This window comes from Citrobacter sp. Cm046, from assembly GCF_030333065.1.
In the GTDB taxonomy this organism is placed as follows: Bacteria; Pseudomonadota; Gammaproteobacteria; order Enterobacterales; family Enterobacteriaceae; genus Citrobacter; species Citrobacter murliniae.
This window is the reverse complement of sequence record NZ_JAOWGP010000036.1, coordinates 368,843-390,743: the sequence shown is the minus strand read 5'-3', so window position 1 is coordinate 390,743 and position 21,901 is coordinate 368,843. Positions and strand designations below refer to the sequence as shown.

22 protein-coding genes are annotated in these 21,901 nt (G+C 51.2%); 13 read left to right on the top strand and 9 right to left on the bottom strand.

Annotated elements, in window-relative coordinates:
• The first annotated feature begins 81 nt into the window (after positions 1 to 81).
• From OGX98_RS08475 to OGX98_RS08450, 6 genes are read left to right on the top strand one after another with little or no spacing between them, the layout of a single operon-like run.
• Positions 82 to 1,017 (top strand): D-ribose ABC transporter substrate-binding protein, encoded by a 936-nt coding sequence (locus OGX98_RS08475; RefSeq protein WP_045440932.1) that lies wholly within the window; start codon positions 82 to 84, stop codon positions 1,015 to 1,017.
• 43 nt (positions 1,018 to 1,060) lie between these two features.
• A complete protein-coding gene (locus OGX98_RS08470; RefSeq protein ID WP_045440931.1) occupies positions 1,061 to 1,681 on the top strand; it encodes a DUF2291 family protein in 621 nt (206 codons plus the stop codon).
• A gap of 1 nt (position 1,682) precedes the next feature.
• On the top strand, positions 1,683 to 3,227 hold the full coding sequence (locus OGX98_RS08465; RefSeq protein WP_286595110.1) for a sugar ABC transporter ATP-binding protein: 1,545 nt from the start codon (positions 1,683 to 1,685) through the stop codon (positions 3,225 to 3,227).
• Between the two features lie 17 nt (positions 3,228 to 3,244).
• The gene (locus tag OGX98_RS08460) at positions 3,245 to 4,312 is read left to right on the top strand and encodes an ABC transporter permease (RefSeq protein ID WP_045440927.1); all 1,068 of its coding nucleotides are present in this window, start codon (positions 3,245 to 3,247) and stop codon (positions 4,310 to 4,312) included.
• A gap of 53 nt (positions 4,313 to 4,365) precedes the next feature.
• Entirely contained in the window at positions 4,366 to 5,163 is a 798-nt protein-coding gene (locus OGX98_RS08455; RefSeq protein WP_200010485.1) for an SDR family oxidoreductase, read from the top strand.
• A gap of 35 nt (positions 5,164 to 5,198) precedes the next feature.
• A complete protein-coding gene (locus OGX98_RS08450; protein ID WP_286595109.1) occupies positions 5,199 to 5,984 on the top strand; it encodes an SDR family oxidoreductase in 786 nt (261 codons plus the stop codon).
• Positions 5,985 to 6,026: 42 nt separating this feature from the next.
• On the opposite strand, the gene OGX98_RS08445 is transcribed toward OGX98_RS08450, so the two are convergent.
• A complete protein-coding gene (locus tag OGX98_RS08445) occupies positions 6,027 to 6,731 on the bottom strand; it encodes a GNAT family N-acetyltransferase (RefSeq protein WP_286595108.1) in 705 nt (234 codons plus the stop codon).
• A 144-nt stretch (positions 6,732 to 6,875) separates the two neighbouring features.
• On the opposite strand from OGX98_RS08445, the gene OGX98_RS08440 reads away from it, so the two are divergent.
• Both OGX98_RS08440 and OGX98_RS08435 read left to right on the top strand, forming a co-directional pair.
• A complete protein-coding gene (locus OGX98_RS08440) occupies positions 6,876 to 7,994 on the top strand; it encodes a YbdK family carboxylate-amine ligase (protein WP_045440919.1) in 1,119 nt (372 codons plus the stop codon).
• Positions 7,995 to 8,058: 64 nt separating this feature from the next.
• Positions 8,059 to 8,307: a DUF1158 domain-containing protein gene (locus OGX98_RS08435; protein WP_045440916.1), complete on the top strand. Its 249-nt coding sequence runs from the start codon at positions 8,059 to 8,061 to the stop codon at positions 8,305 to 8,307.
• A gap of 22 nt (positions 8,308 to 8,329) precedes the next feature.
• Here OGX98_RS08435 and OGX98_RS08430 read toward each other — a convergent pair whose 3' ends face one another.
• Positions 8,330 to 8,671 (bottom strand): RamA family antibiotic efflux transcriptional regulator, encoded by a 342-nt coding sequence (locus OGX98_RS08430; RefSeq protein ID WP_045440915.1) that lies wholly within the window; start codon positions 8,669 to 8,671, stop codon positions 8,330 to 8,332.
• Between the two features lie 16 nt (positions 8,672 to 8,687).
• A complete protein-coding gene (locus tag OGX98_RS08425) occupies positions 8,688 to 9,800 on the bottom strand; it encodes an MBL fold metallo-hydrolase (RefSeq protein ID WP_048221891.1) in 1,113 nt (370 codons plus the stop codon).
• A gap of 190 nt (positions 9,801 to 9,990) precedes the next feature.
• Here OGX98_RS08425 and OGX98_RS08420 point away from each other — a divergent pair, with 190 nt between their 5' ends.
• From OGX98_RS08420 to nfsB, 3 genes are all read left to right on the top strand, one after another.
• Entirely contained in the window at positions 9,991 to 10,572 is a 582-nt protein-coding gene (locus OGX98_RS08420; protein ID WP_048221892.1) for a TetR/AcrR family transcriptional regulator, read from the top strand.
• Positions 10,572 to 10,940 carry an MmcQ/YjbR family DNA-binding protein gene (locus tag OGX98_RS08415; RefSeq protein WP_045440911.1) on the top strand — a complete coding sequence of 123 codons (369 nt, stop codon included), beginning with the start codon at positions 10,572 to 10,574 and terminating at the stop codon, positions 10,938 to 10,940. Before OGX98_RS08420 ends, OGX98_RS08415 begins: the two co-directional genes overlap by 1 nt.
• 120 nt (positions 10,941 to 11,060) lie before the next feature.
• Positions 11,061 to 11,714: an oxygen-insensitive NAD(P)H nitroreductase gene (nfsB, locus tag OGX98_RS08410; protein WP_045440910.1), complete on the top strand. Its 654-nt coding sequence runs from the start codon at positions 11,061 to 11,063 to the stop codon at positions 11,712 to 11,714.
• A 40-nt stretch (positions 11,715 to 11,754) separates the two neighbouring features.
• Here the strand turns inward: nfsB and OGX98_RS08405 are convergent, their stop codons facing one another.
• Positions 11,755 to 12,621: a helix-turn-helix transcriptional regulator gene (locus OGX98_RS08405; protein ID WP_284097093.1), complete on the bottom strand. Its 867-nt coding sequence runs from the start codon at positions 12,619 to 12,621 to the stop codon at positions 11,755 to 11,757.
• Between the two features lie 107 nt (positions 12,622 to 12,728).
• Here OGX98_RS08405 and OGX98_RS08400 point away from each other — a divergent pair, with 107 nt between their 5' ends.
• Together OGX98_RS08400 and OGX98_RS08395 are read left to right on the top strand one after the other, a co-directional pair.
• Positions 12,729 to 14,165 carry an MFS transporter gene (locus OGX98_RS08400; protein ID WP_286595107.1) on the top strand — a complete coding sequence of 479 codons (1,437 nt, stop codon included), beginning with the start codon at positions 12,729 to 12,731 and terminating at the stop codon, positions 14,163 to 14,165.
• 73 nt (positions 14,166 to 14,238) lie between these two features.
• Positions 14,239 to 15,483, top strand: a complete 1,245-nt coding sequence (locus OGX98_RS08395; RefSeq protein ID WP_045440904.1) for a mechanosensitive ion channel family protein — start codon at positions 14,239 to 14,241, stop codon at positions 15,481 to 15,483.
• A 3-nt stretch (positions 15,484 to 15,486) separates the two neighbouring features.
• Here the strand turns inward: OGX98_RS08395 and OGX98_RS08390 are convergent, their stop codons facing one another.
• The 5 genes from OGX98_RS08390 to pheP form a co-directional block, all read right to left on the bottom strand.
• A complete protein-coding gene (locus OGX98_RS08390) occupies positions 15,487 to 16,467 on the bottom strand; it encodes a LacI family DNA-binding transcriptional regulator (RefSeq protein ID WP_045440902.1) in 981 nt (326 codons plus the stop codon).
• A gap of 77 nt (positions 16,468 to 16,544) precedes the next feature.
• Positions 16,545 to 17,696, bottom strand: coding sequence for a Gfo/Idh/MocA family protein (locus OGX98_RS08385; protein WP_136345290.1), 1,152 nt, complete (start codon positions 17,694 to 17,696; stop codon positions 16,545 to 16,547).
• The gene (locus OGX98_RS08380; protein ID WP_200041957.1) at positions 17,693 to 18,721 is read right to left on the bottom strand and encodes a sugar phosphate isomerase/epimerase family protein; all 1,029 of its coding nucleotides are present in this window, start codon (positions 18,719 to 18,721) and stop codon (positions 17,693 to 17,695) included. Before OGX98_RS08380 ends, OGX98_RS08385 begins: the two co-directional genes overlap by 4 nt.
• Positions 18,722 to 18,736: 15 nt before the next feature.
• Positions 18,737 to 19,978 (bottom strand): MFS transporter, encoded by a 1,242-nt coding sequence (locus OGX98_RS08375; protein WP_045440896.1) that lies wholly within the window; start codon positions 19,976 to 19,978, stop codon positions 18,737 to 18,739.
• A 163-nt stretch (positions 19,979 to 20,141) separates the two neighbouring features.
• Entirely contained in the window at positions 20,142 to 21,536 is a 1,395-nt protein-coding gene (gene pheP, locus OGX98_RS08370) for a phenylalanine transporter (protein ID WP_045440895.1), read from the bottom strand.
• Positions 21,537 to 21,901: the final 365 nt, after the last annotated feature.

Sequence of the window (21,901 nt, the reverse complement as noted above, 5' to 3'; positions counted from 1 at the left end):
GAGAACTCCGGCCCATAAAAGAATTAAGGCTTTACGTTGTTTCACCGTACCCGACAATAACAACACAGAGAGAACATTGTCATGAAATTACGTTTAACGCTGCTAACCGCTGCAACCCTGACTGCTTTGTCTTTTACTGCCCATGCTGCAGATAAAGGGACAATCATGATTATGGTTAACTCACTGGATAACCCTTATTACGCCTCTGAAGCAAAAGGTGCCAGTGAAAAAGCGCAAGAGTTAGGTTACAAAACCACGATTCTTTCGCACAGTGAAGATGTTAAAAAACAGAATGAATTAATCGATACCGCCATCGGCAAAAAAGTCCAGGGTATTGTGCTGGATAATGCAGACTCAACCGCCAGTGTTGCGGCAATTGAAAAAGCAAAAAAAGCAGGTATTCCTGTCATATTAATCAACAGGGAAATTCCGGTTGATGATGTTGCGCTTGTACAAATCACCCATAATAACTTCCAGGCTGGTTCTGAAGTGGCCAACGTATTTGTTGAGAAGATGGGCGAAAAAGGCAAATATGCCGAATTGACCTGTAACCTTGCTGATAATAACTGCGTTACTCGCTCTAAGTCCTTCCACCAGGTTATTGATCAGTTCCCGGACATGACCAGCGTCGCCAAACAGGATGCAAAAGGTACGCTTATCGACGGTAAACGTATTATGGACAGCATTCTGCAGGCACATCCGGACGTTAAAGGTGTCATCTGCGGTAACGGTCCTGTAGCGCTTGGCGCCATCGCCGCGCTCAAAGCAGCCAACCGTAGCGACGTTATTGTCGTTGGCATTGATGGCAGCAACGACGAACGCGATGCGGTAAAAGCAGGAACACTACAAGCCACGGTGATGCTTCAGGCTCAGGCGATCGCTGCACAGGGCGTCACGGACCTGGATAACTACCTGCAAAATGGCGTAAAACCAGCTAAACAACGCGTCATGTTCCGCGGCATTCTCATCACTAAAGATAACGCAGATAAAGTACAGGATTTCAATATCAAATCCTGATCTCGGGTTATTGCGCCTCTCGCGAGGCGCAAAGGAGAATATTATGACTAAAAAAGCCTGGCTGGCGCTGGCCGTATTGACCGTCGGAGGATGTCGCATCGTCTCTCAGCAAGAGCTGGCGGATCTCAAATCTCCACCAAACCCAAATATGGCGAATATAGACCAAACGTGGCAAAGCAAAATTGTCCCACAAATTGTTGGACAGGCTCGTCCGGTAGCTGAATTAATGGCCGCGTTGCAAACCGAGCCAGACATTGATAGCGCCTGTAAAAATCTTGGCTACCGTTCCCAGGAAGAAAACCCCTGTATCTTTTACGTGAAAGTAGAGGGGCCAATTAGTCATCTTGATACCACTTCCCGCAGTGGAAAAATGACTATCACGGATAAAAGCGGCAGCAATATTATCGTACAGATAGGCCCAACCCTGCGTGGTACGCAATTACGCGATGCCTATAAAGGTGCCAGCTATGGCGACTTCAACGACCAGGTATTATTTGGCGAATACGGTCGGGCCATTAACGAACAAGCGATAAAGATGATTCAAGCGTCGCAACTTAAAACTGGTGAATTAACACAAGTCTATGGTGTTTTTTCTTCATGGGATATTCCGCAAACGCTCCCGGATATTACACCGGCAAAAATAGAAAAGATGAGGGGACAGTAAAATGCAACAGCAAGATATCGTCGCTCCCCATCCAGTCGAATCAGAAGTTATTATCGAAACCCGCGATCTGTCACGCGTCTACCCTGGGGTAGTCGCATTAGATAGCGTTAATTACCGGGTATATCGTAATAAAGTAAACGTGCGGATCGGAGAAAATGGTGCCGGTAAATCCACCATGATGAAAATGCTTGCTGGTGTTGAAAGCCCATCGTCCGGTCAAATCTATCTGGACGGCAAGCCAGTTTCCCTGAACTCAACTCATCAGGCTGAAAAACAGGGTATTAGCATTATTTTCCAGGAATTGAATCTATTCCCAAATATGAACGTCATGGACAACATCTTCATGGCTAATGAGTTCTTTCAGAAAGGGAGAATTAACGAAAAGTACCAGTATGCATTGGCTAAATCTTTACTGGAAAGACTTGAGCTGGAAGTTGATCCGTATACGCCCCTGGATGAACTCGGGATTGGCCACCAGCAACTGGTTGAGATTGCCCGTGCCCTTTCAAAAGATACGCGCGTTCTCATTATGGACGAACCAACGTCAGCCCTCAGCCAGTCTGAGGTAAAGGTGTTGTTCAATGTGATTGAGCAGCTCAAGCGGCGTGGCGTTACCATCATCTATATATCTCATCGTCTTGAAGAACTGATGGAAATTGGTGACTACATCACTATCTTCCGTGATGGTCGATTTATCAGTGAAAGAACGGTCAGCGATGCCAGCATTCCATGGATCATTGAGCAAATGGTTGGCGATAAGAAAAAACATTTCGATTATCAGCCTGCACCAAAAGGTGACACGATCCTTTCTGTTCAGGGACTCACAGCGCTCCATCCCAGCGGCGGCTATAAGCTCAATGACGTAACATTTAGCTTAAGTAAAAGTGAAGTGATTGGAATCTACGGTCTGCTGGGCGCAGGACGTACAGAACTGTTCAAAGGCCTGGTTGGACTGATGCCTTGCCAGAGTGGGAATGTTCAGCTCAACGGTGAATGCATTAATAAAGCCCACTTTCAGTCCCGACTGAAAAAAGGGCTGGCGCTGGTACCAGAAGACAGACAGGGCGAAGGAGTCATTCAGATGATGTCAATTCAGTCCAACATGACGCTGTCTGACTTCAGCCTGAAAGGATTTCGCCGTGCCTGGAAATGGCTCAACCCGCATAAAGAACAGGCCAGCGTGAAGAATATGATCCAGCAGTTGGCCATCAAAGTCAGCGATCCCGAGCTGCCTATCACCTCATTGAGTGGAGGCAACCAGCAAAAGGTTGTGCTCGGCAAAGCATTAATGACGCAACCACAAGTGGTCTTCCTCGATGAACCTACTCGCGGCATCGATGTAGGCGCCAAAACTGACGTATATCACCTTATCGGCAAAATGGCTCAGCAAGGGCTGGCGGTGATGTTCTCCTCATCAGAGCTGGACGAAGTGATGGCGCTGGCGGACCGCATTCTGGTGATGGCCGATGGCCGCATTACCGCAGATGTCCCTCGCCATTCGGTCACTCGCGAGAAATTGATCGCGGCTTCTACACCTCAAGATTAATCAGGCTGGAATCCATCATGAACCAGAAATATATGATTTATATGTACCTGCTGAAGGCCAGAACGTTTATCGCTCTGCTGCTGGTGATCGCATTCTTCAGCGTGATGGTACCGAATTTCCTGACCACATCTAACCTGCTGATTATGACCCAGCATGTTGCGATCACCGGGTTACTGGCGATTGGTATGACGCTGGTGATCCTGACAGGAGGCATTGATCTGTCAGTCGGAGCCGTCGCCGGGATCTGCGGCATGGTCGCCGGAGCCTTGCTTACCAATGGACTGCCCATCTGGGGCGGTAATATCCTCTTTTTCAACGTGCCAGAAGTTATTCTCTTTGTCGCTATCTTCGGCATCATTGTTGGATTTGTTAACGGCGCGGTAATCACTCGCTTCGGAGTTGCACCCTTTATCTGTACCCTCGGCATGATGTACGTCGCCAGGGGTTCCGCCTTGCTGTTTAATGACGGTAGCACCTACCCCAACCTTAACGGTATAGAAGCACTGGGTAACACGGGCTTTGCCACGCTGGGTTCAGGCACGCTACTGGGGATTTATCTGCCCATCTGGTTGATGATTGCTTTCCTGATATTGGGCTATTGGATCACCACCAAAACCCCGCTTGGTCGCTATATCTACGCTATCGGGGGGAACGAATCTGCTGCGCGCCTGGCTGGCGTACCTATCGTAAAAGCGAAAATCTTCGTGTACGCCTTCTCCGGGTTGTGTGCCGCTTTTGTCGGTCTGATTGTGGCATCGCAACTGCAAACTGCACATCCCATGACCGGAAACATGTTTGAAATGGATGCCATTGGAGCCACCGTCCTGGGCGGAACTGCTCTTGCTGGCGGACGCGGACGGGTATCCGGCTCCATTATCGGAGCCTTTGTAATCGTCTTTCTGGCGGATGGCATGGTGATGATGGGTGTCAGCGATTTCTGGCAAATGGTGATTAAAGGCGTTGTTATCGTCACTGCTGTGGTCGTCGACCAGTTCCAGCAAAAGCTACAGAACAAGGTCATTCTGATGCGTCGCCATGAAGAAAAGCAGACGGCGGCACCCTCGGCAAACACGATATCCAGCTAATCAGCATCATTCCGCCGGGCATCTGATGCCCGGCTTATACAGGGGAAAGAAATATGCAACGTGATTTTCATGGTAAGACAATCGTCATCACAGGCGCATGCCGGGGAATTGGAGCCGGTATCGCCGAACGTTTCGCCCGAGACGGCGCAAATCTGGTGATGGTATCCAATGCCGAACGTGTCCACGAAACGGCTGAACAACTGCGTCATCGTTACCAGGCCGACATTCTGTCTTTGCAGGTTGATGTCACCAATGAGGCGCAGGTGCAATCACTGTATGAACAGGCCGCCGCGCGCTTTGGCACCATTGATGTATCCATCCAGAACGCAGGTGTTATCACTATCGATTATTTCGACCGCATGCCGAAAGCGGATTTCGAAAAGGTCCTCGCCGTAAACACTACCGGTGTGTGGCTCTGCTGCAGGGAAGCCGCAAAATATATGGTTAAACAAAACCAGGGCTGCCTGATTAACACGTCCTCCGGTCAGGGACGCCAAGGTTTTATCTACACCCCGCATTATGCCGCCAGCAAGATGGGCGTGATCGGTATTACTCAAAGTCTGGCGCATGAGCTGGCACCGTGGAATATCACCGTCAATGCTTTCTGCCCGGGAATTATCGAAAGTGAAATGTGGGATTACAACGACCGCGTATGGGGAGAGATCCTTAGTACCGATGAAAAACGCTATGGTAAAGGTGAACTGATGGCGGAATGGGTTGAAGGCATTCCCATGAAACGAGCGGGCAAACCTGAGGATGTCGCCGGACTGGTCGCTTTCCTGGCCTCTGACGATGCTCGTTATCTCACCGGACAAACCATCAATATCGATGGCGGCCTGATTATGTCGTAACGCCCGCAAGGGTATTCGCAGGGAGAGTCATCACTATGATCGCAAAAGATTTTGCTCAACAACTGTTTAACCTTGAAGGGCGCGTCGCTTTCGTGACCGGCGCAGGCAGCGGTATTGGTCAAACTATCGTGTATGCCCTCGCCAGTGCGGGTGCTCGCGTAGTTTGCTTTGACTTGCGCGAAGACGGCGGACTAAAAGAGACCGTCAATAATATCGAAGCAATTGGCGGGCAGGCTGCACTCTATTCGGGCGATGTCCGGCAGCTTAACGACCTGCGCGCCGCAGTTGCGCTGGCGAAAGAGCAATTCGGTCGTCTGGATATTGCAGTGAATGCGGCAGGTATCGCTAACGCCAATCCCGCGCTGGAAATGGAGAGCGAGCAGTGGCAACGCGTAATTGACATCAATCTCACCGGCGTATGGAACTCCTGTAAAGCCGAAGCAGAACTGATGATTGAATCCGGCGGCGGTTCGATCATCAACATCGCTTCCATGTCCGGGATTATCGTTAACCGGGGACTTGAACAGGCGCATTACAACAGTTCCAAAGCAGGCGTCATTCATCTCTCAAAAAGCCTGGCGATGGAGTGGATTGAAAAAGGTATTCGCGTGAACTCAATCAGCCCAGGCTATACCGCCACACCGATGAATACCCGTCCGGAGATGGTTCATCAGACACGGGAATTTGAAAGCCAGACGCCCATTCAGCGAATGGCTAAGGTGGAAGAAATGGCAGGCCCGGCGTTATTTCTTGCCAGCGATGCCGCCTCATTTTGCACCGGTGTAGATCTGGTGGTGGACGGCGGCTTTATCTGTTGGTAAATGCCAATTCGCCCGCAGATATCACAAACTGCGGGCGTTAACTTAAATCGCTCTACATGCCACCAGCGTTTTTCGCTGTCGCCCTTTTTCGTCAAAGTTTTCCGGGGCCAGCCAGCGCTGCAAAACGGCGTCACATTGCGGCCACTCGCCGTCAATCATCGATAGCCAGTCGCTGTCGCGATTGCGTCCCTTACGCACAATTTTCTGGCGAAAGCGTCCTTCGTGAACAAACCCTAAACGCTCCGCCGCCCGACGGGACGCGACATTCAGCGAGTCACATTTCCACTCCACGCGACGGTAGCCCATAGCAAATGCCTGGTTCAGCAACAGCCAGATGGTTTCGGTGCCCAGCACCGTATTTTTCATGCGTGGCGACCATGTCACATGACCAATTTCCACCGAGCCGTTTACAAGATCGATCGCCATAAAACACACCAGACCCACGGCACGTCCTGAGCGTAAATCAATCACCGCATAGGGAACCAGAGACGCATCTGTTGATTTCCCCATAATCCAGCGCACGGTCTCCTCAACGTTCGATGGACGTGTGCTGGCAAGCCAGGTCCAGTCACGTTCATCAGGAGCCTGCGCGTAGGCGTCAAACAGATCGGCTGCATGGCTGTCGGCATCCAAAGGCTCAAGACGGCAATAATGCCCTTCCAGCAAAATCCGAGTCAGTGCTGACACGCCATTCCAGTCTGGAAGTGCGTCTCCTACCGTCTGCCCATAAACATTTATTTCCGGCACAGTTCACCCCTGTATAAAAAGTAAAAAACAGTTATAGCATCGGCCATTTTACGGTCAAAGCGCAGGTGCGCGATTTCTGACACTGAACGAAAAACCCCCTGCCCTTCTATACTGATTAAAAATCAACGCAGAAGGGAAAGCGCTATGTCACTACCCGATTTTCACGTCTCCGAACCGTTTACGTTAGGGATTGAACTGGAAATGCAGGTGGTCAACCCTCCAGGTTTCGATCTGAGTCAGGACTCTTCTCGGCTGATCGACGATGTTAAACCACAACTCACCGCCGGAGAGGTGAAACACGATATCACCGAAAGTATGCTGGAGATGGCGACCGGCGTCTGTCGCAACATTGATCAGGCAGCGGCGGAATTTTCCACTATGCAGCAGGTCATTATGCGATCTGCCGGTAAATACCACCTCGAAATTTGCGGCGGGGGTACACATCCCTTTCAAAAGTGGCAGCGCCAGGAAGTGTGTGATGACGAGCGCTACCGGCGTAACCTGGAAAACTTTGGCTATCTCATTCAGCAGGCGACTGTGTTTGGTCAGCATGTCCACGTTGGCTGTGAAAACGGTGATGACGCGATTTACCTCCTGCACGGCCTGTCGCGGTTTGTTCCCCATTTTATTGCACTCTCAGCCGCCTCACCTTACATGCAGGAAGCCGACACACGATTTGCCTGCGCGCGCCTTAATATTTTCTCCGGATTTCCCGATAACGGCCCCATGCCATGGGTTAAAACCTGGCAGGAATTTGAAGGACTGTTTCGCCGACTGTCCTGGACCAGCATGATTGACAGCATTAAAGATCTGCACTGGGATATCCGCCCAAGCCCGCACTTTGGCACAGTAGAAGTTCGGGTGATGGACACCCCACTGACCCTTGACCATGCCGTTAATATGGCAGGATTAATTCAGGCCACCTCCCACTGGTTATTAACCGAACGTCCGTTCAAACACCAGGAGCGTGATTACCTGCTTTACAAATTTAATCGTTTTCAGGCCTGCCGTTTTGGTATGGATGGGGTATTAACCGATGTGAACACCGGGGATCATCATCGTCTGGCGGATGACACGCTACGGCTGCTGGAAAACGTTGCATCCTCGGCGAAAAAAGTGGGCGCTACCAGCGCGATTACCGCCCTACGACAGCAGGTGAAAAATGGTCATAATGAAGCGCAACAGATGCGTGATTTCGTCGCGAAAGGCGGGTCATTAAGCGGTCTGGTGAAGAAACATTGTGAGATCTGGTCTGGGCTTTAAGCAGGGTTTGCGTTAGCGGAAGATATCCCGGACAATGGGTTTTTAACTCAAGTTTAACAATGTTATGAAACACCCGCTTGAATCACTAATGACCGCCGCCGGGATCCTGCTGATGGCGTTTCTTTCCTGCCTGCTGCTACCTGCGCCCTCGCTCGGCCTGGTGCTGGCACAAAAGTTCGTCGCCGCCTTTCATTTAATGGATCTCAATCAGTTTTATACTTTGCTGTTTTGTCTGTGGTTTTTACTGCTGGGGGTGATTGAGTATTTTGTTCTGCGCTTCATCTGGCGACGCTGGTTCTCGCTGGCAGATTAATCCCGCGAGAACCCTTGCTGCGCTAGTGGGTGCGACTGTGATTTTCTTTACGATAAGCGCCGGGCGGCTGGCTAAACGTACGAGTGAAAATCCGTGTAAAAGTCTGTTGTGAATCGAAGCCATACTTCAGACAAATATCGTACACTTTCTGGTCGGTATCACGCAGGTCACGCGCCGCCAGTAATAGCTTACGTTCACGGATGTAACGCCCGAGGCTTTCACCTTTGTACTGCATAAACAGACGCTGCAAGTGCCATTTTGAATATCCCGCGTGGCGGGCAATATCATCAATGCGCAATGGTTGATTTAAATTATCATCAATCCATTCGACAATTGTTTCGATAACCTGAGCAGAAATCGTCATCGTCATCTCCCTGTGTTCATTGGGCCGTTTGCTGCCACCAGGCCGTAAACTGTTGGTCTGGTTCGGACAGTACTACCTGCTCACCCAGCATAGGCGTCAGCAAACGGTAATCTTTGAGGCGACTGGCAAGCGCCAGGCGTTTGTAGGGATCGTCCCAGGTGTGTTTTGCCAGAACGAAGCGACCGGCATGTCCCGGTAAAACGGCTTTCGCATGGAGATCCGCTGCCGCCTGCGCAGTCTCTTCCGGCATCATGTGGATAAACTTCCAGTCCTGGTCATATTGACCATTTTCCATGATGGCTAAATCGACCGTACCAAACTGCTCGCCAATCGCTTTAAAATGCGGTCCGTAGCCGGAGTCTCCGCTGTAATAAACGTTCTGTTCTGGCGTTTCAAACATGAAACTTGCCCACAGCGTTTGATTACGTTTAATGCCTCTCCCCGAAAAATGGCGCGCCGGCAGTACATGGACAATCAGTGAATCAGTCACTCTGACGGACTGATTCCAGTCACGCTCCTCTATTATCTCGCTGTTCATCCCCCAGTAACGCAGGTGTGAACCAACGCCAAGCGGGGTAATCACCCGTTTAATCTTTGGCATCAATGCCTTGATGGTTGCATGATCCAGATGGTCATAGTGGTCATGTGAGATGATCAGCAAATCGATTTCCGGCATGTTCTGCGCCGTCCACGGGTAATCCCCGACAAAGGCTTTATTCAGAAACGAAAACGGCGCTGCGTAATTGCTGAACACCGGATCAATAAGGATTCGTTGGCCAGCCAACTGTAAGTACCACGAGGAGTGGCCCAGCCAGACCAGGGTATCTTGCTCCGGTGATAAACTCGCGAGATGGGTCGCCACCAGCGGTAGCGGCTGTGCAGGCCGCGCATTTTCACGTTTAGCAACCAGAAACTCCCACCACGCCGCCAGCATACTTTTGTTGCCGGTATAGCCCGGTGTAGGCACCTGGTTATGAAACTGTCCATCACGATAGTGTGGCGACTGTTCAACCTGGCTTAGTTGTGCCCCTTGCGGCGCCTGACCAAATCCAGCATTGAGTACGAATGGTAAACTTGCAGTAGCGGCAATGAGCATAATAACAACCACACAAACTGTGAGACGCTTCATATCCTGACCTTAAACGCGCCTCCTTTCCGTTGGTTTGCGCGACTGACTCTTGATTATGAGTGAGTAAGCACTCATTATAGAAATCGAAAGTTCGCCGTCAAGATGATTTTCAATCTTTGACATTCGCCGTTGCGGTACTGCAAAGGCCGTGATTCAATCGTGTTTTTTACAGACTTAAGGGTAAAGTGTAGTGGCTCGTCCGAAGAGTGAAGACAAAAAAATGGCATTACTGGAAGCTGCAACCACAGCATTTGCACAATCTGGCATTGCGGCCTCTACCGCCGTCATTGCCCGTAATGCTGGGGTTGCGGAGGGAACGTTGTTTCGCTATTTCGCGACAAAAGATGATCTCATCAACGAGCTTTATCTCTATCTAAAGCACGATCTCTGTCAGTCGATGATGGCTAATCTGGACCGTTCGGTGACCGATGCCAAAACTATGACTCACTACATCTGGAACAGCTACATTAGCTGGGGTTTGAATCACACTACCGGGCACCGTACCATTCGCCAGCTTGCCGTCAGCGAGAAAATCTCCAAAGAAACCGAACAACAGGCTGACGATATGTTCCCGGAACTACGCGATCTTTGTCATCGCTCCGTGCGGCCCGAGTTCATGTCTGACGAGTATCGCGCCTTCGGCGACGGGCTTTTTCTGTCGCTGGCGGAAACAACAATGGAATTCGCCGCCCGCGATCCTGCCCGTGCAAATGAATACATTGCTATGGGATTTGAAGCTATGTGGCGTGCGCTCACCCGCGAGGAAAAATAATGGACGGTCAGACATTACACGCTTGTGCGAAACGTGTTGCGCTTGAACTCCCTTTTACCGAGCTCTGCTGGCCATTCGGCCCTGAGTTTGACGTCTTTAAGGTCGGCGGCAAGATTTTTATGATTGTCTCCGAGCAACGCGGACGCCCTCTGGTCAACCTGAAGTCTGAACCGCAAAAATCGCTGTTAAATCAGCAGATTTACCGCAGCATCGAGCCAGGCTATCACATGAATAAAAAGCACTGGATCTCGGTCTATCCTGGTGACGATATTAGCGAGTCATTACTAACAGAGCTGGTGAATGACTCATGGCATCGGGTTGTTGACGGTCTTCCTAAACGGGATCAAAAACGCCTGCGCCCCACCTGATTTATCGTTAGCGCCGATAAGTGTTTTTGCATTTTTCCGTCTTATCTTTTTTTCGCTAACCCTGTACCCTGCTGAAACTAAAACGCACCCGCAGGGTACGAAAAACCACCAGGAGTTTTTATGGATATTGTTTCTGTCGCCTTAAAACGTTACTCCACTAAGGCATTCGATCCGAGTAAAAAACTGACCGCTGAGCAGGCAGAAAAATTAAAAACGCTGCTGCAGTTCAGTCCGTCCAGCACCAACTCCCAGCCGTGGCATTTCATCGTTGCCAGCACTGACGAAGGGAAAGCGCGCGTAGCAAAATCCGCCGCCGGTAACTTTGTGTTCAACGAGCGTAAAATGCTTGATGCTTCTCACGTCGTGGTGTTCTGCGCCAAAACAGCTATGGACGACGCGTGGTTGGAGCGTGTCGTGGATCAAGAAGAGATCGATGGTCGTTTTGCGACCCCGGAAGCCAAGGCGGCTAACCACAAAGGGCGCACATTCTTTGCTGACATGCACCGCAAAGAGCTCAAAGATGACAACCACTGGATGGCAAAACAGGTGTACCTGAACGTAGGTAACTTCCTGTTGGGCGTTGCGGCGATGGGCCTGGATGCCGTGCCGATCGAAGGTTTTGATGCCGCAGTTCTCGACGCAGAGTTTGGCCTGAAAGAAAAAGGCTACACCAGCGTGGTTATCGTCCCGGTGGGCCACCACAGCGTAGAGGACTTCAACGCCGCACTGCCAAAATCACGCCTGCCACAGGAAACAACGCTGACGGAAGTCTGATTTCCCCATACAGCCCGGGAGGCTTACGCCATCGGGCTTTTTACTGCTTATCCAGCCACGCTAATGCTTGCTCCCCGGCTGCATCCATCGGTAAATAAACCAGCAGTCGCGAACCGTTACGAGGTGCTGAATACCAGTACATCTGCTGCAAACTAAAACGCCCCAACTGCGGATGGTGAAAGTTTTTCACCTGATTTTCCACGCCCCGAACCTCATAACGCTGATGCCACAACGCTTCGAACTCAGAAGACGCGGCAAAAAAACGCGCCAATTTATTCTCCCAGATCGGATCGCCCCGATGCTCCGCCATTGCTGCACGAAAGTACGAGACAAACGTCGGTAATACATCGCAATTTTCGATACGGCTTCGCCAGGTTTCATTGGTGAGATAGAGGTAAATACAGTTGCGGTCTTCGTCCGGAAGCGTAGCAAAATCAATCCCCATTAAGCGGCAAAAACTGTCATTCCACGCCACAATGTCAAAACTGGGTTTCTGGATGCTGGCAGGCTGCGGCATCAGACTGTCTAGCATCCGCCGGGTGCCTGGACTGATGCCTTCACACACCGTAGCCGCCGTCGATTCCGGCGGTGTCAATCCTGCCAGCACAAACAGGTGACGGGTTTCCAGAGGGCTGCATTGCAGTGCATTCGCCACGCTCAGCAGTACCGTTTGCGACGGATTCACCTCGCGCCCCTGCTCCAGCCAGGTGTACCAGGTTACACCAACATTAGCCAGCATCGCGACCTCTTCGCGGCGCAGGCCGGGTGTTCGCCGCCGCCCGATTCTCGGCAGCCCCAGTCGTTGCGGGTCAAGGCTTTCTCGTCGCGCACGCAAAAACGCACCGAGCTGTTTGCGGCTGTCATCAGGAAGGATAGCCACAGATTCAGGTTGTGCCATTACCGCCATATACACTCCAGCATGGTAGTACCAATACCCGTATAACCAGGAACTGGTACCCGTTTAATTATTCAGTGATGCTACGTCCATCTGCTGAATGACGCAATGGAGTTACCATGAATACCTCAGTTGTTTCACCCGGTCGCGTAGGGTTACTGCTGTTACTCACAGGCCAAATGCTGCCGCTTATTGATACATCAATTACCAATGTCGCGTTGGATTCCATTACGCAGTCGCTACAGGCTACCACTACCAAGCTTGAGTTGATTGTTGCCTTGTACGGTGTGACCTTCGCCGTCTGTCTGGCGTTAGGAAGCAAACTCGGCGATAACTACGGTCGCCGCCGCCTGTTTATGTGGGGCGTCGTCGTGTTTGGGTTAGCATCCCTGTTTTGCGGTTTGGCAAACTCCATAGACATGTTACTGAGTGCCCGTGTTTTACAAGGTGCGGGGGCTGCGCTAATCGTACCGCAGATTCTCGCCACCCTTCACGTCACGTTGAAAGGTACAGCACATGCGCGAGCCATCAGTTTGTACGGGGGTATTGGCGGTATCGCTTTTATCGTAGGCCAGATGGGTGGGGGATGGTTAGTTTCAGCAGATATTGCCGGACTGGGCTGGCGCAACGCGTTTTTTATTAATGTCCCGATCTGCCTGTTGGTGCTGATTTTCAGCCGCCGTTATGTCCCCGAAACTACCCGAGAAACCCGGGCCGATATTGACTGGCTGGGAACCACCGGTCTGGCAGTTATCCTCTGTTGCCTCCTTTTTCCGATGGCATTAGGCCCGGAAACCGGCTGGCCATGGCAGACACAGGTAGCACTTGTCGCGATCCTGCCGTTGGGGTGGTGGATGCGGAGCAATGCATTACGCCAGGAACAACGTCAGCAACAGCCTCTTTTGCCACCACGCCTGTTGAGGCTCAGCAGCATCCGGTTCGGTGTCCTGATTGCATTACTGTTTTTTAGCGCCTGGTCAGGTTTTATGTTCTGCATGGCTCTGACCCTGCAAGCAGGTCTTGGTATGGCACCGTGGGAATCCGGCAACAGCTTTATTGCCCTCGGCGCGGCCTATTTTATCTCAGCGTGTTATGCGCCGCGATTGATTGCCCGCTATAGCACAGGGCGTATTCTGTTAACCGGCCTGGTCATTCAAATTACAGGATTAACAGGGCTCATACTGACCTTCTGGCATTCGGGCCTGCAAACTTCAGTGTTCACGCTGATCCCGGCGACAGCGCTTATCGGTTACGGCCAGGCGCTGATTGTGAACAGTTTTTATCGTATCGGTATGCGCGATATCACCACACATGATGCAGGTGCCGGAACGACCATTTTGAGTACGCTACAGCAGGCTACACTCGGGCTCGGCCCCGCCGTGTTAGGCGCGTTGTTTTTGCATCTGCAGCAGCATAACCACGGTGATTACACGCGGTCGGTTATCGGTTTTTTGGCCGTCGAAGCCGCAATGATGATTGTTCTGCTTCTGGCAACGTTATTTTTCCGTCGCACGCTGAATGTCGTACAACCCCGTGCCTGTGTCGCCTCAAAATAGAGAGTGAGGAGTACGCATTTGCATAACCTCTGCACAGCGGTCATCATAGACCGCTGTTTATTAAGGAGACGTTATGCAGGAATTGATATCTCAGGTAGAAGAACTCGGCATTGAAATGAATCACACCACTTCGCTGGTGATGATTTTTGGCATTATTTTTATCACCGCCATTATTGTTCACGTTATTTTGCACTGGGTGGTACTACGCGCATTTGAAAAACGTGCCAACGCCAGCTCCCGTCTGTGGCTACAAATCATCACGCAGAACAAATTATTTCATCGTCTGGCGTTTACGCTGCAAGGTATCATCGTCAATATCCAGGCTGCTCTCTGGTTACAAAAAGGAAGCGAAGCCGCCGAAATATTAGTGACCTGCGCACAGCTGTGGATCATGATGTACGCTCTGCTATCCTTATTCTCCCTGCTGGACGTTATTCTCAATCTGTCGCAGAAACTCCCTGCCGCATCACAGCTACCGTTAAAAGGTATATTTCAGGGCATCAAGTTAATCGGTGCAATTATCATCGGTATTTTGATGATTTCCCTGTTGATTGGCCAGTCACCAGCAATACTCATTAGTGGCTTAGGTGCAATGGCCGCCGTCTTAATGCTGGTATTTAAAGATCCAATCCTCGGTCTGGTCGCCGGAATACAACTTTCTGCCAACGATATGCTCAAACTGGGCGACTGGCTGGAAATGCCGAAATACGGCGCAGATGGCGCGGTGATCGATATCGGTTTAACCACTGTCAAAGTACGTAACTGGGATAATACCATTACCACTATTCCAACCTGGTCGCTGGTATCGGACTCCTTTAAAAACTGGAGCGGGATGTCAGCGTCCGGCGGTCGCCGAATTAAACGCAGCATCAATATTGATGCCACCAGCATTCATTTTCTCGATGAGGATGAACGCCAGCGACTGCATAAAGCGCACTTGCTTAAACCATATTTAACGACACGCCATCAGGAAATTAATGAATGGAACCAGCAGTTAGATGCGCCTGAATCCGTACTAAATCACCGTCAGATGACCAATATCGGGACGTTTCGCGCCTATCTGAACGAATATTTACGTCACCATCCACGCATCCGCAAAGATATGACGTTGATGGTTCGCCAGTTGGCCCCGGACGATCACGGTTTACCTATTGAGATTTATGCCTTCACCAATACGGTAGTGTGGCTGGAATACGAAAGTATTCAGGCTGATATCTTCGACCATATTTTTGCCGTGGTCGAAGAGTTTGGTTTACGCATTCATCAGTCCCCTACCGGGAATGATATTCGTGCGCTGTCAGGCGCATTTCAGCGGTAGTCCTCAGGTGCTGGCGCGTGAAATATAGCGCCAGTCCATCATGACCCTTTCGGCAGGGGCATCTGGATTTTCAATTCTATTTAGCAATAACCCTACCGCCTTGCGGCCAATATCGCGCGAGGGTTGCTCAATGGTCGTAAGCTGTGGGGAGACCATTTCCGCCAGTTCCGTGCCGTCAAATCCAACCACGGCAATGTCCTGTGGGATCTGTAACCCGGCGTTGATAATCGCGCGCATGGCTCCGGCTGCCAGCGTGTCGGACACGGCAAATACCGCATCGGGTTTCACCTCTGCCGCCAGTAAGGTTTCCATCGCGGCAATACCAGCGCTGGAACTTAATTCACTGGCGTACTCCACCGCCTGATACTCAAGCGACAGCGCATGCAGCGCCGCTTTGTATCCCCGTTCACGCAAACGCGCGTATTTATAGCTCAGATCATGGTTGATCAACGCAATGCGCCGGTAGCCCTTGTCCACCAGATGCGATATCACCGACTGCGCGGCATCCACATCGTTGATACCCACACAAGAAACCGCACCTTTATCGGCATATTCCGCACACTGCACCCAGGGCGCATCGCCAATCAACGTAGTCAGTTCTGGTAATTTAGAAAACGCATCCATGGTGATGATGCCGTCAACGATTTTACCTGACAGCAGTTTCAGTGCTGATTTCGAGCGGGCCGTATCAGAGCCAGAATTACACAGCAAAATGCGATAGCCGTTCTTCTCAGCCTCCTCCTCAATGCCTTTCACCACCTCGGCACAAAAAGGGTTGGCTATGTTGGAGACCATCACCAGGATCATCGAGCTTCGTGCCGTGCGTAGTTGGCGGGCAAGCAGGTTGGGCTGATAATTGCTTTCCTTGATAGCCTGTAGCACGCGCTCGCGGTTTTTGGCTTTGACGGTATCACTGTTATTCAGCACTCGTGATACCGTCGCCACCGATACACCGGCAAGCTGGGCGATTTTTTGAATAGACATAACGACGACACATCCTGCGGTTTTCGCTTTGCGTTGAGGCTACCATAAAATCACCGCCCGGCGAACCGGGTGCGTATTTAACGCTGTACCGACACCCAACGCTGCTGCTGATGGCTTTTTATAATAGCATCAATGATATACATCACATCAGCACCATCCGTGAACGAAGCAAAACGACGGGCCTCAGGTGCAGGCATTTTCCCTGCCTGCACCGCCTGGTAAAACTGCAGCATCATATTTTTGAACGCATCTGGCCACCCCTCAATATGTCCGCCCGGAAAATGCGCACTTGCGGCTACCTCGGCATTCATCAGTCCCGGATCATCCGTCAGGATCTGATTCGCCTGCTGGCGATGTCCCACCCATAGTTGCTGCGGTGTTTCCTGGTCCCAGCTCAAAGAATGTTGGCTGCCGTTAATCTCAAAACGCAGATGGTTCTTTCGCCCGGCGCTGACCTGAGAAACACTAAAACAGCCCTTGCTACCATCCTCAAAACGCACCAGCACCGATCCACAGTCTTCGGTAGTAACCGGTTTATCTTCAAGCTGTCGGTCTGCGGTCTGCTGATTAAAGGTCGCACCACCGGTAATGCTGGCTTTGCGTGTTGGCCAGACGATAGCAAGATCGGCCATCACCTCCACAATGCGCTTGCCAGTAACGAACTGCACCGTGTCGCACCAGTGCGAGCCGATATCTGCCACTGCCCGCGAGCCACCGCCAAGTGCTGCATCGACGCGCCAGTTGTAGTCAGTTTCCAGCAGCATCCAGTCCTGCAAATAGCAGCCCTGTACGGCAAACAGACGCCCAACGCTGCCGTTGCGTACCATGCTGGCCGCCTGCTGTACCATTGCAAACTGGCGATAAACAAAGCTAACACCATGCACCACGCCCGCCTGCTCAGCCAGCTCCACCAGTTCATGAGCCTCATCAGGCGTCATACAGAGCGGCTTTTCAGAAAATACATGCAGCCCGGCACGCAAAATCTGTCGATTGATGTCAGCATGCAGATGATTCGGCGTGCAGTTATGCACCACCTGTAGCCCCGGATGCGCCAGCAACGCTTCAACGCTACCGTACGCATGGGGAACATGTAACGAACGAGCCCGTTCATCAGCAACGGCCTGTGAGCTGTCGCAAAGTGCCACCACGTTCACATTACCCAGCCGACGCAGCGCCTCAATATGCGCAGGCCCAATAAATCCGCTACCAATAATACCAACCTGTATCATTTGCGTACCTCATCGCCAGCGGCGAAATCATCAAATGCGCGAGATGAAACCGGAATAATATGGCGTTGAATAAACCCGCTACCTTCACTGGCCCCCGTTTCTGCCTCTTTCAAACAGCATTCCCACTCCAGGACTGCCCAACCAGGATAATCATATTGCGTGAGTTTGCTGAAAATCGTTTTGAAATCAACCTGTCCATCCCCCAGCGAGCGGAACCGTCCGGCGCGGTCAATCCATGGCTGATAGCCGCCGTACACGCCGCTTCGGCTATTGGCACGGTATTCAGCATCTTTAACGTGAAACGCTTTGATGCGCGAATGGTAGATATCGATAAACCCGAGATAGTCCATCTGTTGCAGTAGCAGGTGGCTGGGATCGTAAAGGATATTGCAACGCGGATGATCATCAACCAGCGCCAAAAAACGCTCGAAAGTGACACCATCATGCAGATCTTCGCCTGGATGGATCTCATAACAAACATCCACGCCGTGTTCATCAAAACAGTCAAGAATGGGCCGCCAACGACGTGCCAGTTCCTGAAATGCCTCCTCAAAACGCTGGCGATTATGCGGTGGCCACGGATAAAAATAGGGCCAGGCGAGAGAACCAGAAAACGTCGCGTGCGCCGTCAGCCCCAGCCTTTGTGAAGCGGCCGCAGCCTGTTGTAACGTCTGTGTCGCCCACGCCTGGCGGGCCTGGGGATCGGCGCGTAATGACTGTGGTGCAAATCCGGCAAAAGCATCATCGTAGGCAGGATGGACCGCAACCAGTTGACCTTCGAGATGAGTGGATAACTCGCTGATCGCCAGTCCATGTTCCGCCAGCATCCCGCGAATATCATCGCAGTAGGTCTGGCTTACCGCAGCCTGTTCGACATCAAACAGCGACTTGTGATTACACGGGATCTGTAATGCTTTATAGCCTAATCCCGCCGCCCACTCAGCCAGCCCTTTCAGGGTGTTAAACGGAGGTTGCCCACCGATAAACTGTGCCAGAAAAATCCCCGGTCCCTTAATGGTTCTCATAACCCCTCCTGAATATTACGCGCGCTCTTTCTCGTCATACTTGAAAGAGAAAAGGAAAATCACAGCAATTACTGCGGCGGCGACTGCCGGGATCCACCAGAATGTAGTCCATGCCTGAGGCACGGTCTGTCCCGCGACCAGTCGGTTATACAGCGCACCGGAAATTTGCGAACCCAGCAGCATGCCAATCCCGTAGGTAAACATGACGATCATGCTTTGCGCCTGACCTTTTACTTTTTCCCCGGCAATACGGTCGGTGTAGATAAAACCAACCACAAAGAAGAAGTCGTAACACACCCCATGTAACAAAATACCGAGATAAAGCAGGAAACGCCCCTCTTCACTGATGCCAAGCGCAAAGAAGGCATAACGCACAAACCAGGCGCACATGCCGATAAGCAGCATGTATTTCACGCCCAGTCGTCGGAACAGGAACGGGATCACCAGCATGAAGAAAATTTCAGACATCTGGCCGAATGACATGGCCGTGCTGACATCACCAACGCCCGCATCCGCCAGAAACGACGCGGTGTACGCATAGTATGTCCCCAGCGGCACTGAGATTAACGTCGCGCAGAGAGAGAAGACAAAGAAGTGGCGAGTTTTGAGTAAAGCAAAGGCATCTGCGCAAAACAGATCACGCACTTTTACCGGCAGCCCTTTCGCCGGAGCGGGTGTATTGGGCAGCGTCAGACTATAGAGCGCCAGAATCACTGAAATAACCGCAGCCAGCGTAAAGATGCCTGTCGTATCTGAAATGCCGGTTACGCCGATGAAGATCCCCGCGACAATCCAGCCAATAGTGCCAAACACCCGCACTACCGGGAAAGTTTTGTCTTTATCGGACAGGCTATGAAATGCGATATTGTTGGTCAACGCCAGCGTTGGCATGTAGCACAACGTGTAGCCAAACAGCAGACCAATCAGCAGTGCGCCGTTTTGCGCCACCAGCGCCTGCGGCACAAACCAGAGGATCGCAGCCCCAGCAAGGTGCATCACCGCCATCACCTTTTGCGAAGCAAAGAAGCGATCCACCAACATCCCCAAGACAAACGGCGACAAAATCGAGGCGATTGGTCCGGCGGAAAACGCATCACCAATCAGCAGCGACATGTTGTGCTGGCTCATCACCAACCCCAACGTGACAGACCAGCTTCCCCAAATAAAGAACTGTAAAAACATCATTAGCGAGAGCCTCGGCACCAGCAGTCTGTACCGTACGCTCTGTTTTCCACTACTTTCGGTTGTCGACACCATTTTTTGCCTCACCTTTAAAAAGTAATCGATTACAAACAGGTTCAAATAAAAAGTAATCGATTACAAAATAAAGATCCTGTGAAGCGATTCAGAACTGCGAGTTCAATCACGATAAAGATCGAGAGATGACCGATCTCATCATCAGGATGAGATCGGTTAGCGATTAGCGGGCTTTACGGCGCAGCAGTTTGAAGGCAACAAACAGGAACAGGATCCATGCCGGCAGCAGCATGGCCGACAAGCGCATATCATCCATGGTACACATCAGCACCAGGATCAAAGCAAGGAAGGCAATACACAGATAGTTTCCGACCGGATATAACAGCGCCTTGAACTGGGTATCACGCCCCTTGCGACGCATCGCCGCACGGAAACGCAGATGCGCCAGACAAATCATAATCCAGTTCAGCAACAGGGTCGCAACCACCAGCGCCATCAGCAAACTAAACGCTTTTTGCGGCAGCACGTAGTTGATCAATACCACCAGCGATGTGATAGCGCCGGAAAGAATCAATGAGTTAACTGGCACGCCGCGACGGCTGACACGGGTTAAGAACTTCGGTGCATTCCCCTGTACCGAAAGGCCAAACAGCATACGGCTATTGGAATACACGCCACTGTTATAGACCGACAGCGAAGCTACCAGGATAACGAAGTTGAGCGCTGAAGCCACCACGTTGCTGTCAAGATTATGGAAAATCATGACAAACGGGCTGCTGTTTGATTTCACTTCCACCCAAGGATACAGCGCCAGCAATACCACCAGTGAGCCGATGTAAAACAGCAAAATACGATACACCACCTGGTTTACTGCTTTCGGGATACTTTTTTGAGGATCCTGTGCTTCAGCCGCTGTAATGCCGATCAGCTCCAGTCCACCAAAAGAAAACATAATCACTGCCAGCGACAGGATCAAACCATTCCAGCCGGTAGCAAAGAAACCGTTGTAGCGCCAGAGATTATCGATGCTCGCATGTTCACCGCCGTTGCCGGAAAACAGCATCCATATACCAAAACCAATCATGCCGATAATCGCCAGCACTTTAATTAGCGCGAACCAGAATTCCGTTTCACCATACAGACGAACGTTGACCAGATTGACGGCATTGATAATAACAAAGAAAGCGGCGGCCCAAATCCAGGTCGGGACATCGGGCAGCCAGTACTGCATGTAGATCCCGGCTGCGGTAAGCTCCGCCATGCCGACCAGTACAAACATTACCCAGTAGTTCCAGCCAGACAGAAAGCCGGCAAAGGGTCCCCAGTATTTATAGGCAAAGTGGGCAAACGATCCGGAAACGGGTTCTTCAACCACCATTTCGCCCAACTGACGCATAATCAGAAACGCGATTATTCCGGCGACACCGTAGCCCAGCAGGACCGCAGGTCCCGCCATCTGAATTGCCGGGCCAATCCCCAGAAACAGGCCCGTGCCAATTGCGCCACCCAGCGCAATTAATTGAATATGGCGGTTTTGCAACCCCCGCTGAAGCGTCGGTTCATTAGTCGACGCGGCATCGGACACACTAGTGTCAGATGCAGTTGACGCGTTTTTCACGCCCTACCCCTGTGTGGTTTTTATTGAAGGGGCTTCTTTTAACATTTCAACCTGGTTGTCGCAAGGCGCAATCGTTTGGATACGCCGGGCTGCCTTAACTCAACGCGCCGGGACTCAGGATAAAAAATCAGAAGTCATCGCTCACGAAAATCTTCAATACCAGAGTTCGCGCAGCTTGCGGACGATATAAAAGATGAAACGAGGCTTTGAACACCCGAACAAATGCGCGTTACTGCCGCTTTTTTATAATTACCGTGAATTATTCTGGACGAAAAGGCATCGCAGGCCACAGAATGCGCTTTACTGTTTTTCCAACATTTTCAAACGGGTGAACCCACTCTGGTATCGGTCACTCGTTTTTGAGC

Coding starts and splice junctions, on each gene's coding strand:
- OGX98_RS08475 (WP_045440932.1), top strand. CDS start 82: ATGAAATTACGTTTAACGCTGCTAACCGCTGCAACCCTGACTGCTTTG.
- OGX98_RS08470 (WP_045440931.1), top strand. CDS start 1,061: ATGACTAAAAAAGCCTGGCTGGCGCTGGCCGTATTGACCGTCGGAGGA.
- OGX98_RS08465 (WP_286595110.1), top strand. CDS start 1,683: ATGCAACAGCAAGATATCGTCGCTCCCCATCCAGTCGAATCAGAAGTT.
- OGX98_RS08460 (WP_045440927.1), top strand. CDS start 3,245: ATGAACCAGAAATATATGATTTATATGTACCTGCTGAAGGCCAGAACG.
- OGX98_RS08455 (WP_200010485.1), top strand. CDS start 4,366: ATGCAACGTGATTTTCATGGTAAGACAATCGTCATCACAGGCGCATGC.
- OGX98_RS08450 (WP_286595109.1), top strand. CDS start 5,199: ATGATCGCAAAAGATTTTGCTCAACAACTGTTTAACCTTGAAGGGCGC.
- OGX98_RS08440 (WP_045440919.1), top strand. CDS start 6,876: ATGTCACTACCCGATTTTCACGTCTCCGAACCGTTTACGTTAGGGATT.
- OGX98_RS08435 (WP_045440916.1), top strand. CDS start 8,059: ATGAAACACCCGCTTGAATCACTAATGACCGCCGCCGGGATCCTGCTG.
- OGX98_RS08430 (WP_045440915.1), bottom strand. CDS start 8,671: ATGACGATTTCTGCTCAGGTTATCGAAACAATTGTCGAATGGATTGAT.
- OGX98_RS08425 (WP_048221891.1), bottom strand. CDS start 9,800: ATGAAGCGTCTCACAGTTTGTGTGGTTGTTATTATGCTCATTGCCGCT.
- OGX98_RS08415 (WP_045440911.1), top strand. CDS start 10,572: ATGGACGGTCAGACATTACACGCTTGTGCGAAACGTGTTGCGCTTGAA.
- nfsB (WP_045440910.1), top strand. CDS start 11,061: ATGGATATTGTTTCTGTCGCCTTAAAACGTTACTCCACTAAGGCATTC.
- OGX98_RS08405 (WP_284097093.1), bottom strand. CDS start 12,621: ATGGCGGTAATGGCACAACCTGAATCTGTGGCTATCCTTCCTGATGAC.
- OGX98_RS08400 (WP_286595107.1), top strand. CDS start 12,729: ATGAATACCTCAGTTGTTTCACCCGGTCGCGTAGGGTTACTGCTGTTA.
- OGX98_RS08395 (WP_045440904.1), top strand. CDS start 14,239: ATGCAGGAATTGATATCTCAGGTAGAAGAACTCGGCATTGAAATGAAT.
- OGX98_RS08390 (WP_045440902.1), bottom strand. CDS start 16,467: ATGTCTATTCAAAAAATCGCCCAGCTTGCCGGTGTATCGGTGGCGACG.
- OGX98_RS08385 (WP_136345290.1), bottom strand. CDS start 17,696: ATGATACAGGTTGGTATTATTGGTAGCGGATTTATTGGGCCTGCGCAT.
- OGX98_RS08380 (WP_200041957.1), bottom strand. CDS start 18,721: ATGAGAACCATTAAGGGACCGGGGATTTTTCTGGCACAGTTTATCGGT.
- OGX98_RS08375 (WP_045440896.1), bottom strand. CDS start 19,978: ATGGTGTCGACAACCGAAAGTAGTGGAAAACAGAGCGTACGGTACAGA.